16 protein-coding genes are annotated in these 14,446 nt (G+C 31.9%); 2 read left to right on the forward strand and 14 right to left on the reverse strand.

From position 1 onward, the window contains the following. Positions 1-4 precede the first annotated feature (4 nt). The 9 genes from LAU42_RS05750 to LAU42_RS05790 all read right to left on the reverse strand — a co-directional run bounded on the left by LAU42_RS05750 (position 5) and on the right by LAU42_RS05790 (position 6,331). Complete coding sequence (locus tag LAU42_RS05750; RefSeq protein ID WP_224182695.1) at positions 5-556, reverse strand: DUF2140 family protein; 552 nt, start codon at positions 554-556, stop codon at positions 5-7. Further along, positions 549-1,394 (reverse strand): DegV family protein, encoded by an 846-nt coding sequence (locus tag LAU42_RS05755; RefSeq protein ID WP_224182696.1) that lies wholly within the window; start codon positions 1,392-1,394, stop codon positions 549-551. Before LAU42_RS05755 ends, LAU42_RS05750 begins: the two co-directional genes overlap by 8 nt. Next, entirely contained in the window at positions 1,391-2,125 is a 735-nt protein-coding gene (locus LAU42_RS05760) for a lysophospholipid acyltransferase family protein (RefSeq protein WP_224182697.1), read from the reverse strand. Before LAU42_RS05760 ends, LAU42_RS05755 begins: the two co-directional genes overlap by 4 nt. Continuing rightward, positions 2,118-2,600, reverse strand: a complete 483-nt coding sequence (locus LAU42_RS05765; RefSeq protein ID WP_224182698.1) for a dihydrofolate reductase — start codon at positions 2,598-2,600, stop codon at positions 2,118-2,120. The genes LAU42_RS05760 and LAU42_RS05765 overlap by 8 nt, the downstream gene beginning before the upstream one ends. A gap of 11 nt (positions 2,601-2,611) precedes the next feature. Continuing rightward, complete coding sequence (locus LAU42_RS05770) at positions 2,612-3,562, reverse strand: thymidylate synthase (protein ID WP_224182699.1); 951 nt, start codon at positions 3,560-3,562, stop codon at positions 2,612-2,614. A gap of 234 nt (positions 3,563-3,796) precedes the next feature. Next, positions 3,797-4,600 carry a hypothetical protein gene (locus LAU42_RS05775; protein ID WP_224182700.1) on the reverse strand — a complete coding sequence of 268 codons (804 nt, stop codon included), beginning with the start codon at positions 4,598-4,600 and terminating at the stop codon, positions 3,797-3,799. Continuing rightward, positions 4,587-5,018, reverse strand: coding sequence for a BrxA/BrxB family bacilliredoxin (locus tag LAU42_RS05780; protein WP_224182701.1), 432 nt, complete (start codon positions 5,016-5,018; stop codon positions 4,587-4,589). The genes LAU42_RS05775 and LAU42_RS05780 overlap by 14 nt, the downstream gene beginning before the upstream one ends. A 2-nt stretch (positions 5,019-5,020) precedes the next feature. Next, complete coding sequence (locus LAU42_RS05785) at positions 5,021-6,139, reverse strand: virulence factor (RefSeq protein ID WP_224182702.1); 1,119 nt, start codon at positions 6,137-6,139, stop codon at positions 5,021-5,023. A 9-nt stretch (positions 6,140-6,148) separates the two neighbouring features. Further along, positions 6,149-6,331: a zinc-finger domain-containing protein gene (locus tag LAU42_RS05790; RefSeq protein ID WP_224182703.1), complete on the reverse strand. Its 183-nt coding sequence runs from the start codon at positions 6,329-6,331 to the stop codon at positions 6,149-6,151. Positions 6,332-6,456: 125 nt separating this feature from the next. Here LAU42_RS05790 and LAU42_RS05795 point away from each other — a divergent pair, with 125 nt between their 5' ends. Together LAU42_RS05795 and LAU42_RS05800 are read left to right on the forward strand one after the other, a co-directional pair. Continuing rightward, a complete protein-coding gene (locus tag LAU42_RS05795; RefSeq protein WP_224182704.1) occupies positions 6,457-7,137 on the forward strand; it encodes a queuosine precursor transporter in 681 nt (226 codons plus the stop codon). Then, on the forward strand, positions 7,137-7,526 hold the full coding sequence (locus LAU42_RS05800; protein WP_224182705.1) for a ribonuclease HI family protein: 390 nt from the start codon (positions 7,137-7,139) through the stop codon (positions 7,524-7,526). Before LAU42_RS05795 ends, LAU42_RS05800 begins: the two co-directional genes overlap by 1 nt. Here LAU42_RS05800 and LAU42_RS05805 read toward each other — a convergent pair. From LAU42_RS05805 to LAU42_RS05825, 5 genes are read right to left on the reverse strand one after another with little or no spacing between them, the layout of a single operon-like run. Then, on the reverse strand, positions 7,520-8,290 hold the full coding sequence (locus LAU42_RS05805; RefSeq protein ID WP_224182706.1) for a Cof-type HAD-IIB family hydrolase: 771 nt from the start codon (positions 8,288-8,290) through the stop codon (positions 7,520-7,522). The genes LAU42_RS05800 and LAU42_RS05805 overlap by 7 nt on opposite strands. Before the next feature lie 26 nt (positions 8,291-8,316). Then, the gene (locus LAU42_RS05810; RefSeq protein ID WP_224182707.1) at positions 8,317-9,291 is read right to left on the reverse strand and encodes a Fic family protein; all 975 of its coding nucleotides are present in this window, start codon (positions 9,289-9,291) and stop codon (positions 8,317-8,319) included. Beyond that, positions 9,291-10,163, reverse strand: a complete 873-nt coding sequence (locus LAU42_RS05815; RefSeq protein WP_224182708.1) for a 5'-3' exonuclease — start codon at positions 10,161-10,163, stop codon at positions 9,291-9,293. The genes LAU42_RS05810 and LAU42_RS05815 overlap by 1 nt, the downstream gene beginning before the upstream one ends. Positions 10,164-10,165: 2 nt before the next feature. Beyond that, entirely contained in the window at positions 10,166-11,014 is an 849-nt protein-coding gene (locus tag LAU42_RS05820; RefSeq protein ID WP_224182709.1) for a sulfurtransferase, read from the reverse strand. Positions 11,015-11,023: 9 nt separating this feature from the next. Next, positions 11,024-14,404: a dynamin family protein gene (locus tag LAU42_RS05825; RefSeq protein WP_224182710.1), complete on the reverse strand. Its 3,381-nt coding sequence runs from the start codon at positions 14,402-14,404 to the stop codon at positions 11,024-11,026. Positions 14,405-14,446 lie beyond the last annotated feature (42 nt).

Genomic DNA, 14,446 nt, shown 5'->3' on the forward strand with positions numbered 1-14,446 from the left:
AATATCACTCCCCTAACTCTATATCAAATACCCACTTATTATCATCTGTAATCGATTTTAATACTAATTTCGTACCATTTTTCTTTATTATGCCCATATGATAGTATAGAGCAGATTGTTTTACACTAAGTGTTACGTCGTCCGGTAATTTACCAAACTTTTTAACGAGTTGTAATTGCTGCTTTTTGTTTAATGGCAATTGACCAATACTGATTTGTTCAATATGTAATTTTAATGTACCATCAACTTCCACATCCGGCTTCGTTATCATCGTCGTCTTTACTTCTTTGTTAAGCATATTTGTCGTACTGACAATTTTAATTTTATGGTCTTCAATAGAAAGTTTCGTATAACGATCATCTGGCAAATATTTAGCAATCGTTGACTCGTTTAAAATTAATTTATCATTAAATTGTACAGAAATCTTTTCTGAAAGAACGCTCTCTTCCTCATTTTGCGTTAGTTCATGGTTTATCAACAGGAATAAGAAAATATTACAAATTGCTAGTAATATAAATAGAACGAACCAAATCGGTTTTTTTATTATGTTAATCATTATAACCGAATACGGATAAACCAATTGCACCAGGACCTGTATGCGTTGAAACAATTGGTGTTGTTGTATGAATCGTAATTTTCTCATCTGTAAATGGAGAAAGGGCCGCTTCAACTTTCGTTAATAAGTCACCTGCATCTGCTTCAGATATACCTATTTTTAAATATTTGTATTGTTCACTCATTGCTTTAACTTCTTTCGTTAACAGTTTTACGACTGCATTTTGAGTTCTTGCATTTTGAAGCACTTGAATTTCTCCATCAATGACTTGAGCGACAGGTTTCAAATTCATTAAGCCCCCGATAAATCCTTTACCACGAGAGATTCGTCCACCTTTGCGTAAATAATCAAGTTGTGATATTACAAGAAATAATTTAGATTGTGATTTCATTATTTCAATAGCAGCGACAATTTCATCCATAGATTTATGTTTTATAATCAGTTCCACTACATTTTGAATAATAAATCCATATGATTGTGCGATAAATCCAGAATCAATGACAGTAACATTCCCATCTACCATAGATGCGGCAGTCTGCGCGCTGTTTAATGTTCCACTTAAGCGATGTGTCATATGCAGACTCAATATTTCATATCCTTCATCTATATACTTCTCATATGTTTCTACAAATTTACCAGTTGCAGGCTGGCTCGTTTTTGGGATTTCTTTAGATGCCACCAATTTATTTAAATATTCCTGTGAAGAAATTTCTTCCTGGTCTAAATAAGTTTTGCCATCCATCACGATATTTAATGGCACTTGCACAATCCCATGATCCACTAAATATTGTGCGGGTAAGTCGTGTGTTGAATCCACAATTAATTTTATTTTACTCATTTTTCATCCCTCATATTTAATTCATCTTGTATTAATGCTTTTACATAATCTGCAACTTCCTGCAAGGACTTTTCTTTAAATATTTCTGGTTCAATTGCCGGTAAAATCGATACATTCACTTCACCAGGGACCATTTTTTTATTGTTGTATTTTTCCATGATGTTTGAAGTACCACTTATTGCAACTGGAATAATCTTTACTTGTGCACTTTTAGCAAGTTTTAAAGAACCTGCCTTAAATTCATTCATTCCTTGTCCTTTACTTCTCGTCCCTTCCGGAAATATCATAATACTGTGTCCGGATTTCAATGAATTGATACCATCTTTAATCATCTGAAGTGATGAGCGACGATCTGTTCGATCGAGATATATGCAATTCATAAGCCCCATCCATTTATCTAGAAAAGGGATTTTTTTCACTTCTATTTTTGAGACAAAGCCAAAAGGTTTGTCAATGGCGTGAATCATAACGGGTATATCAAAGTTCCCTTCATGATTACATACAAAAAGTACACTTTCTTTTGGTAGTTCCTCTTTTTTTGTCACATTAACCGTAACACCAGCAGTCTTTAAAATTGCATGCGCCCACTTTTTCGGTGCTTTAAATGCTACTACATCCCTTGTATAAACATCATCATACCGATTTAGTTCACGCTCGATTTTTTTAAAACTAAGTGTGACAATTGCTGCATATCCAATAATCACACCGATTGTTTTTGCCATTCTAAACATTTTTATACCTCTCTAAATGCATAAAGTGATGTGGAATTGTATTTTTTTCATCAAGTACCCCTTCTTCAATTGACAGTACTTTAAAATCTTTAAATGTATATTCAGGGAAAAAAGCATCACCAGGATAACTTTCTTCAATCACCGTTACATACATATCGTCCACTTTATCAATCATCTGTTCGTAAAAATTCTGACCACCGAAAACAAAAACATGGCCTTTTAAATCATAAATATCATCAATATTATGAATGACCTCTGCATCTTCAGGCTGAAATGATTTATCTCTTGTTAATACAACATTTTTACGGTTCGGTAACGCTTTACCGAGTGACTCGTAAGTTTTTCTTCCCATCACGATAGTATTACCTGTTGTCAATGCTTTCACACGCTTTAAATCATTTGGTAAGTGCCATGGCATTTTATTTTCAAATCCGATTACTCTATTTTTATCATGACATACAATTATAGATAACATTTTGATTCTCCTTAAACCGCTATTGGCGCTTTTATCGCTGGATGTGCAGTATAATTAATAATTTCAAGGTCTTCATATTCTAGATTAAATATATCTTTATCAGAATTTATCTTTAATGTTGGTGCATCATAAGAATCTCTCTCTAACTGTGTTTTTACAGCATCAATATGATTCGAATATATATGTGCATCTCCAAATGTGTGGATGAATTCCCCAACTTCTAGTCCGCATTCTCTAGCAACAAGGTGTGTCAGTAGACTATAGCTTGCGATGTTAAATGGTACACCAAGAAATACATCCGCACTCCTTTGATAAAGTTGGCAGGACAATTTATTATCAATTACATAAAACTGGAACATCGTATGGCATGGCGGCAATGCCATCGTATCAATTTCGCCTGGATTCCATGCAGATACGATATGTCGTCTACTATATGGATTGTTCTTGATTTGTTCTATGACATCTTTTAATTGGTCTGTCACACGATTCTTTGTTTCAAATTGACGCCACTGCTTTCCATATACGTTACCTAAATCACCGTATTTTTTCATAAATGATTCATCTGTTAGTATCTTTTCTTTAAAAATTGCAAGTTGCTGCTGATACTGTTCATTAAATGCTTCATCTGTTAAAGCTCGGTGACCGAAATCAGTCATGTCTGGCCCATTGTAATCATCGCTTTCAATCCACTTTAAAAATGCCCACTCATTCCATATATTATTATTATATTCGAGCAAGTATTTAATATTTGTGTCACCTCGAATAAACCAGATTAATTCTGTTGCGATAAGTTTAAAGGAAACTTTCTTAGTTGTAAGTAATGGGAATCCTTTAGATAAATCAAATCGCATCTGATGACCAAATATCGATAAAGTACCTGTATTGGTTCTGTCATCTTTATCTTTACCGCTTTCTAAAATCTTTGTTAATAGCTCATGATAAGCTTGATCAAAAGAATTCATTGCGCCACCTCTTTCTATTTTTACTTATATACATTATAATACATTTATATAAGTTACATTTAAAGAATTACATATTGTAATATTAAACATGTATGTATAAAGAACGAAGGAGTGAATATGATGGATGCTTCAATTATGGTAGTTTCAGGACTATTTCTTTTATTATGCTATATGATTAGTATGTGCATTACAGAATAATCTCATTTAATAATAAACAGCACTGAAGTAAACACTTCAGTGCTGTTTATTTATTAAGTATCCATAATGTGTCACAGTATTTCGTCTTACTGACATGATAAACCCATAATCTTTAATAATTGGTGAATTATATTCTGCACGTAAAACGACTTTACCATACTTTGACGTAACGTAATCTAATAAAACATCATCATTTTGTTCATCATTATTAACAAACTTTACTAAATGGTTAATGTTCGATGTTTCAATCGTATTGTGGTAAAGACAATCGACATAATATACATCATATGCTACTTTCGAATGAACAACTGATCCATATTGAAATTGAATTCTGTCAAATGCTTGCTTTAAATCTCTATTTATATGGTTACAGTAATAGTGCATACTCCACTTTATAGTAAAATGAATATAAAAATTTTGTTCAAACGCTGTAAATTGAGCATGCGGTAACGTTAATGCCATTAACATTAAGTCGTTTCCTAACCCCATCGTACAGTCTGCAATGCGCTGTGTACAATTTTCATCTTCAGCTATCATCTGAACTAAAGGTGGCAATACGCCATTTTTTTTATATTCCTTAAATTTTATATTCATCGTACTTTCCTGATAGCTAATTTTTTCATCAGGTGAAATATATAAATATATACCGTTTTTCTGGATGATGAGTACTGGCGTTGTTGAATTTGTAAAAAGTGATTTGATTGTACGTTTTTTTCTTTCTGTTAACTGGAATTGAATGTTATATTGTTGTAAATCATTACGAATGTTTTCAACATACATCAAAACATTCGCATCAGGCTTTACACAAGTTGTAACACGCAGAAAATTAACAGTTTTCATCAAATTGTTCTTTTATGTCCATACATAGCTCTTCAACAGGACGTCCTTCTATATGCTCTCTTGGTATAAAGCCAACTAAAGTCTTTCCTTTAAATAGAGCCATTGAAGGACTTGATGGTACTTGTGCGATATATTCCCTCATCGTATCTGTAGCTTCTCTATCCTGACCCGCAAAAACTGTAACAACATGATCAGGTTTAATCGGGTTCTGAGTAGCGACTGTAACTGCAGCTGGTCGTGCAAGTCCAGCTGCGCAACCACATACTGAATTCACAACGACAAATGTCGTTTCTTCTCCTACTGAATTAAAATGGTCATTAACCGCTTCACTCGTTTCAAGTGAAATAAATCCGTGATTCGTTAATTCACTTCTCATTCCTTCAGATAATTGTTTCATATAAGCTTCATATGCATTCATAGTTATTCTCCTTTATTTCTATTTGATATTTGTTTCCATACAGATCCAACAGCTTTTTCACCATTCATTATGCGTTCATATGCCATTTTCACCTGCAGTCGTACTTCAAATGCAGCATCGTCTAAGTGAGCTTTTAAGTAAGGTAAACTTGTCTCATCACCTTCATCATATATAAACATGGCCGCACGCCATCTTACTATTGGAGATTTATCACTTAATGCATCATGCATTACTGGCAAACTTTCTTTAAATCCAAAGTCACTCAATGTATCACCTGATGTTCTTCTAACGGCGATATTTTTATCGTGCATCGCAAGATGAAGAAGCGGCAAAACGCTTTTATCCTCTATCATTCCTAGAAACATAACTGCAAGTCTTCTTAATTGAGGCGCTTCATCATTTAACACAACTTTGAAAAATTCAATATCTGTTTCATCTGGTGTTGGATATGCATCGAGCATACGATAACGCGCTTTCCAGTCTTCAGTATTTAAGTATGTCTCAATGGAAACACGACTTAATCGCTTAGTTAAATCCTCATGTTTATTTTCCTGACCTATTACAACAAGTTCTGCAAGTCGTTCATCTGTATACAAAGCATCAAGTTCATCTTTTATCGTTTTAATAATTTCTTCATCTGTACCGTAACGAACACCAAAATCAACCCATTTTCTAAGTAATATGACATTATCGTCATCATTCTGACTGTTTAACATCGCATCGATAAAACGAACATCGAGTTGTTTTCTTGTCTCATTTTCATGAGATGTTACTTTAATTTGATAAGGGATATTTTTAAAATGCAGCACTTCAACCGATTTTTCACCTGAATCAATCGTTTCTTTCATCATTTCATTCATTTCATCTGATTGATCAAACACGTTTTTTATTTGAGGTAATAACATCTCCCAGTCACTTCTCGGCTTTTTATCAACTGAAATAAAATCCATTGCCTGGAATATTGATTGAATGTCTTCTATATGAAGTAAAGCATTAATAAATTCAGGATTACTGTCACTTATTTCATTATATGTAATGCTTTTATTATCATTTTTACTTACATCTAATGTGATTTTTAAAGTGTTAGGACTCGGTGTCGGGTCTATTCTTTTTATTTGCATAAGTTCCTCCTATTGAAGTATATTTCCTAGTCGTTTTATTTCTATACCGACCGAACATTTTTTTATACAATAATGATGTGCATAATTTTTATTATATTGCTTTCGATGATATTCTTTAAGCAGACAATGCTCACAGTAATGATCATTAAGTTTATCTATTGTACGCAACGTCGCTTTCTGACTGATGTTCATATTTCCACCTCAAAATATAGTATAACAAATACACTTGTATATGAAATGTAGTTTGCCTATACATATTGCAATATCACTATATACCCCATATAATACTAAAGTTGACTTTAAAAAGGAGGTAAAATATGACGAACGAAATTTGGGCATTAATTGCGTTTTTAGCGACATTTCTATTGCTCGTTATAATGTACAAGTACTTTGGTAAAGAAGGATTATTTGTTTGGGTCGCAATCGGGACTATAATTGCAAATATTCAGGTTACGAAGTCGGTTGAGCTCTTCAGCATTTCAGCGACGCTTGGGAACGTTTTATTTGCATCTATCTATTTAGCAACAGATATCCTAAATGATAAATACGGACGACGTACTGCAAAAAAAGCTGTCTGGTTAGGATTTGCATCTGCAATTATTATGACGATTCTAATGACAATTTCTCTCCAGTTTAAACCAGGTGAAAGTGATATCGCTCAGCAAAGTTTAGAAACATTATTCGGAATAGTACCGCGTATCGTGCTCGGTTCTATTGTTGCATATATTATTGGCCAGTACGTAGATGTATATTTATTTAACAAAATTAAACAGAAGTTTTCATCGGATAAAACATTTATTATTCGTGCATACGGCAGTACAATCATAAGTTCAATTATTGATACTGCATTATTTACAGTCATTGCATTTACCGGTATATTACCTAACAATGTACTGTTCGAAATATTCATCACGACTTATTTATTCAAACTCATATCAACGTTGCTAAATGTTCCGTTTGGTTATTGGGCGAAATCATATCATAAAGAGGATATATAATGGTACAAGTTTTCATTGATGCAGCAACAAGACAATCTCCATTACAAAGTGCATGCGGCATTGTTATCAAGCACGATAGTTCTATTATAGAACATGGTGAATATCTGGGTGAAATCGATAATCATCACGCTGAGTGGCAAAGTTTAATTATTGCATTAAAAGTATGTAAGAAACATAAATTTACATCACTATTAATAAAAACAGATTCAAAAATCGTTGCGGACTCCATTCAGAAAAATTATGTTAAGAATCAAGAATATAAACAATATTTATCAGCAATTCATGAATTAGAGAAAGCTTTCGAATTATTAATTATCGACTGGATTCCAAGAAACATGAATAAACACGCAGATACGATAGCGAGAAGAACCTTAAATCAAATTCATTGATTTAAGGTTCTTTCAATAACTTCAAGTACACCACTTTTATTATTAGATGGCGCAATAAAATTTGCATGATGTTTTACATTAACATCTGCATTGTTCATCGCATAGCTGTTCTTTGTTAACTGCATCATTGAAATATCATTTTCTCCATCGCCAAACACATAAAGTTCATCAGGATTAATCTGTTGCTCGTTTATTAAATATGTTAGCATCAATGCTTTATCAACCGCTCCAGTTATATCTATGCAATGCCCTCCGCTATAAACACATGTCAAACTATTGGGAATTATCGTTCGGACACTTTCTAATTCACTTCTACGAGATGACACGGTTACTTTTAATATATCATCTTCAATTTCTTTATAATGACTTACTTTTATAAATTCAGGATAATATGGCTGAGCAATTTCAATAAAATCCTCATCTGCATTTAACGGTACATATGCATTGTATACTGATGTAGCCACAAAGTTGTAATTATTTTTTGTGAGTGCAGAAAAAGCCAAATTAAAATCATCACGATTAATCGAAACACTATTAATAACACGTTCGTCCATCTCAAGCAGCGCACCATTTTGAGAAATATAGATAATGTTGTCATACGATTCGAAATATTTTTTAAGCACGACGGAATGATTACTACTGGCAACGATAAAATAAATATTTAAACGAAGAAGCTTTTTATATAGTCGTGCAAACCTAAGTTCATCAAATGTATGCTGATCATTTAAAAATGTGCCATCTAAATCAACTGCGATTACTTTCATTTCAAAATTCCTTTCACGTGAAACAGTTATTTTAATGTATATCGGGTTGATTTCCCCTGACCTACTTTAATAATTTCATCGTCCTTCTGAAGCGCAACGAGTGCTCTTTCTATTGTTTTCCGACTAATATCTGCAAGTTTAATTTCTATATCAGATCTTGCAAGTGGTTGAAACGAACGATTTAATAAATCCAGAACACGATAATAAGGTTCATAACGTTTAGTGTTAATGAGCTGCATTTGATTAAAAAATTGTTCATAGCATTCAACTAAATGACGAAGGAAAAAAATAAAAAATGAATGAAATGACGTTGAATTCGCAGTAATTGATTTATAAATATCAATATCTGAAACAATATATGCTTCTAAATTATTATATTTTAGACCGATAAAGTTATGTTTTAAGAGTAATAACGTCATCAGAAGATGCATAAATTTTATATGATGCGTTTTAAAGGGCTTAAGTTGATTCAAATCATAAATAAACTTAAATATACATTCTAATTCATTACGTAATTTTAAGTTTGAATGATACGAATCAATTATTAAACGCATTGATTTTTCAGATTCATGATCTAAAGTTCGAATAATATCTGTATTACCTGCCGTCATCTCTAAAAACATTTTAATACATTCATCATACGTTATATCTATAAACTCATAATCACTATAAATATAAATAAGTGCATCTCTATACCCCATTAATGCTTCATCATCTGCATCAATAATCTCTCTTTTGTAATCAATCATCTGTATTACACGTGTATTTGCAAACTGTTTATTACTCAACTGCATCGTATATTTCAATGCATTTATCATCGTCACTCGATTTATTTTTATCAATGCTTTTTGATGTGGTTCACTTATTATTTCCTGCATCCCTTTATATGTGTAAATACGTGTTAATAAGTTAACTATTATTTGCTGTTCATTATTAAATATAGACATCATTACACCACCTTTATCAGTCATTTTACCATATATGACTGATAAAGTATGCATTAAATTATGTTTATGAATCTGAAAACTGAGTTGAGTTCATATTCTGAACAAACATCCATTAACACATTGTTATCTACTACGTAAGACATATTTGATACTATTTCGTCAATATTTAATGGCACTTCAGTATGGATTTCAGCGAGTTGCAGAGAGATATCGAGCGCTTTACGTGCATCATTAATTTTATTTTGCTGGCCTTTTGGTAATTCGTCGATCGATTGTAATACACCACTAACAGAATGATAATTCTGTATAAGCTTAAGTGCCGTTTTTTCACCTATACCTTTAACACCAGGGTATCCATCAGCAGTATCTCCCATAAATGCTTTTACATCAATCAGTTGAATTGGGTCAAGCTGATATTCATCTTTGAAGCGGTCTGTATCGTATTTATTATAAATATTAAAACCTTTTTTAATAAGCCAGACTTCAATATGTTCATCCAGTATTTGCAGCAAATCTCTATCACCACTTATTACGGTAATATGATAATTGTTATCCAGACTTTTCGCTAAAGTACCTATTACATCATCAGCTTCATAATGATGTACACCGATATTCAGAAAACCTAATGCTTTTGAAACACTTTGAGCCATTTCAAATTGTGGAACAAGCTCTTCCTGAGGCGCAGGTCGATGCGCTTTATAATTTTCATCAATATCATTACGGAACGTTTTAGCACCCATATCCCAACAAACGATAACGTGCTCGGCATTTGTATCTTTAATTGCACTTAACGTATGTTTTACAAAGCCTTGAACACCATTAGTAGGAATCCCTTCTGAGTTTTTCATATAATTGCCATGCAGACTCGTTGCAAAGAAATGTCTGAATAGCAATGCCATACCATCAACAATCAATATATTTTCCATACTTATTCTCCAGTCTCAATTTTTTCAGGATAAATGTTACACCATTCTGAAAAACTACCAGCATATAGTGCAACGTCTGCATCAAGCGATTTTAACGCTGCATATAGTGGTGTAGCAGATAATCCTGATCCGCAATAAACAATAGATTTCTTATTTAATACATCTCCAAATATGTCCTTTAATGCTGCGCCACTTTTTATAAAACCTTGTTCAAAAATTTTGGTGAACGGTATATTAATAGCACCCGGTATATGTCCAGCAATCGGATCAATTGGTTCATATTCACCTTTGTATCTTTCGTGATTACGGGCATCAATCAAAATTTGTTTTTCTCCATTATTAATTTCATTATGCGTCTTAAAAATCGCACAATTGTATTCGTCATTATAATTTATCGTTTCGTCAGTCATTTCATCAAATTTGACGGATGAAATATATTCGTTTATGTTAATAAATACTTTATCATCATTATTTGCAAGCGGAAATTGATTCAAATTTTCAAAACTACCGTCAATAATATAACAATTCAAATGAACGAGATGACATAAATACAGAAATCTTGTAGCATAAAATCCGTCCTTATGATCAATCGCTATAATGTGCTTACCTTTACTTAAATTGCTGACAGAATGATAAAACAAATTTAAGTCTGGCAATGGATGCCTGCCACCACTGATTTTATTATCTCCTGTTAGTAATGGATAAATATATATACTATTTTTTATATGCGAATCTAAAAAATTTTGAAATGTTGCACGTTCATCATCCATAATACCGCGACAATCAAAAATGATGGCTTCATCTGATGCATATAATTGATAAGCCTCATGCTCATCTATCCATATCTTCATCTCATCACCTTAACTTTCTAATATTTGTTTTATTTGAAGTACAGTGCGATCATCCAACTTAGTTTGAAGTTTGTCATCAATCTCTAAATTAATTTGATGATTCATATTGTTAATATGTTGCTTTATAATCAATTCGCTTTCTTTTAAGTTCTTATTCATCATTAACTCAAATTGCTTTAATATTTGCTCCATTTCATTCATTGTTAGTGCATGAATTTGTGTAAAGAGCGTATCTCTTAACTTCATGTCCTTTAATTGTTTTTCTTTAATTGCAGGTAAACTGATTTTTTCAATTTCATGCGCTATCGAACTAAATTTTATATCCTGCATCATTAATATTGGTAGTTTGAATGATACATCTTCTGTAATATTATACTTCATTAATTGTTCAGAAATTAATGCCGTTTCAGCTTTATAATACGTTTGTGCCGCCTTATTGAGCCTTGGAACAATGAATTGGAATTCAGATATTAATTTCGTTGCAACAGCGTTTTTGTATTGATTTTCCATTGCAGCATTCAATTGTGATGTATTAATTTCTGACTTGATAATATCATAGAGCTGTATTTTCATCTTATCCTTTAAATATGTAACTTGCTCATGAAGAAATCGTTCAAGATTCGTTGCAATGTTCGTGATAATATTCTCAGGTAATGGCTCATTTTGTAACCATTCATTATACTGATTTTGTTGTAACGCCTGCTGTTCTTTAAATGATTCATAGTTAGTTACCATACTTTCGGCATTTCGTAATAGTCTATGCGCATTCATGTTAAACTGTTTAATTTTTTGAACTCTACTTGTAGTTGATACAAAGTGTTCTACATCAGACACAAATGCTGAGAATCTTTCATCATATTGTGTTAAAGCTGATTTGCTAGATACAGGATAAATAGCATCATGTATGTTAAGTTGGCTTAATTCATTTTTCAAGTAATTAGTCACAAGATCAAGTTCATCATCATTTTTTCTTAAATCAACCGCGTTAATGACAAAGAAATTCTTACTTTCTTCATTCATAACTTCAATTTCATTTAAATACGTTAAAAACGCCTTATCTTTTTCAGTGTAAACATGATTATAGTAAGAAACATATATAAGTAAATCGCTGTCAGCAATTATTTCTGTCGTTTCCATCGTATGACGACTGTTTGTACTTCCTGTACCAGGTGAATCGATGATAATTTTATTTTTAAGGAATTCATTTTCTATTCCTATCTTAATTTTATTAACAAAAGCCGCATGACTATCTTCAGCTGTGTATTTTTCAATTTCATTTTTATCGATTTCAATCGTAGATGCATTGATAATATATGATTTATAAATTGAGTAATTATCAATTATCCCTTGAGCAAAGCTTTTGTCTTCATCACTTAAGATTTTAAGCTGACGCTTATTCTGTTTTATCCATTCCTGGATTGATTGATAATTTGGATGTGTAATTGATGTCATACTGTTTAACTTATTCAATAACACCTCTTCACTTTTAAATGTTACATAGTGCTTATCTCCATAATATAATTCGGTTATACTCGCCGTTGTTGGATTTGGGGATGATTTTAATATTTCTTCCTTTAACATTGCATTGATTAATGCACTTTTTCCTGCACTGAATGCCCCAAAAACGACTATTTTTGTAACATCTTCCTGTATTCTTCTGAGTTGTGCTTCTAACTTTTCTATATCAGGTTTAAAATATGCTACGTCATTAAACATTTGTAACACTTGTGTTTCAAGTTCCACCTGCTCACCTGCACCATTATTTTTGTGTTGCGTCTTATGAGGTGTTATATTTTCAGTTTTTAAGTTTAATGTCACATATGATCTATCAATCAACTTATCTATCGACTCATCGATATGTATATAGTAATGCGTATAATTCCTAGTCGTAATTGAAGTAATTAGTTTTTCATTTTCAAAATAGTCATAAAATAAACTTGATTGATGAATGTCACTATCATTATTTATTTTAGACAAATTTATACTTTTTATGAACTTTTGAAGCCACGATTTCTGATTTTGTACAATAAACTGTTCAATATATTTCTTTAATTGTTCAGAAAATATTAATACATAGTCTTTCGTAACTTCAGGTTGTGCTTTTATATGCTTTTGTACATCATCTACTGTTACGATATAACGAATTTCATTTAATAGTGATGGCGTTTCACTATACTTTGAAAACTGATCATAAAAATGCCTGAGTTGAAAATTAATTTGTTTATCGAGAATATCATTTAACATTACAACAACTTTCTCAGTTGTTGTATTACGCGCATTCTGCAGCTTAGCCTGTTTACCGAATAGACCACCAACTTTATAATTTTGTGCAAATGTCTCAAGCATCTCTGCGATTTTTTCACGGAGTTCAAAAGGCATTAAGTATGCATTTGTGATGATTTTTCTTACTTCCTCTATTATTCGTTCAGAATTGTCGTCGGCAGTAAGCAATTGAATTTGTTCATTTAATGTTTCCTGTGTTTTACTTCTTTCAGACGCATTTTCTACTTCTGATTCATCAATCTCTAATTTTGATAATAGCGCTGCTTTCTTTTCTTTAAGATATTCAGTTTGAGACGCTTCAATATAATTAATAATTCGATCATAATAAGCATCTCTATTTTTAATATTTTCATTTATTACTTCTTTTAATGTTGAATCTAATTGTAAAAATTGATTATGTTCACATTCAAATATCGATGTGTAAATGATTTGTTCAACAGCAATACCCCATAGGTTGATATTATTTTGAATCGTTTGCTCAAATGCTTCAAACGATAGTTCATTTTCATTATGCTTGTCAATTTGATTGATGACTAATATGACCGGCACTCCAAGCTTATTCATATCTTTAATCTGATTAAAATTTTTTTCTGAATTTACATGATTGTATTCAACTGTATAGAAAACAACATCGCTTATTAATAAGTACTTTAAAGTACTTTCCTCATGATTTTTAAATGTCGCATCAATTCCAGGCGTATCCTGAATAACAGTTCCTTTTTGAAATGGCAAATTATCTTTATGAATTTCAACAGATTCGATTTGAGTATTGGAAGTGTTTACTTGCTTAACGGTTTTATAATCATCAACATCCGTATACGTCTGATTTTCCATATTTATACGGATTAAAGATTTATCATCACTAATGATTTGTGCCGTATTACTCGTTGTTGGTATCGGTGAACTTGGCAGAATTTCTTCTTTACATATTTTGTTGATTAACGAAGACTTTCCTGACGAGAAATGGCCGATAAAACTAACAATATTATATTGATAATGTACTTTCTTTATCACTTCATTTATTTGGCTGACAAGTAAATGATGATCAGACTTTTCAACTTCTTTCTTTAATTGATATAACATTTTAATCGTTTCAGTATTTTTCATTTCATACCCCACACTAAAATTTATTTGTGAAAAAAATAACGA

This window comes from Macrococcus armenti, from assembly GCF_020097135.1.
Lineage (GTDB): Bacteria > Bacillota > Bacilli > Staphylococcales > Staphylococcaceae > Macrococcoides > Macrococcoides armenti.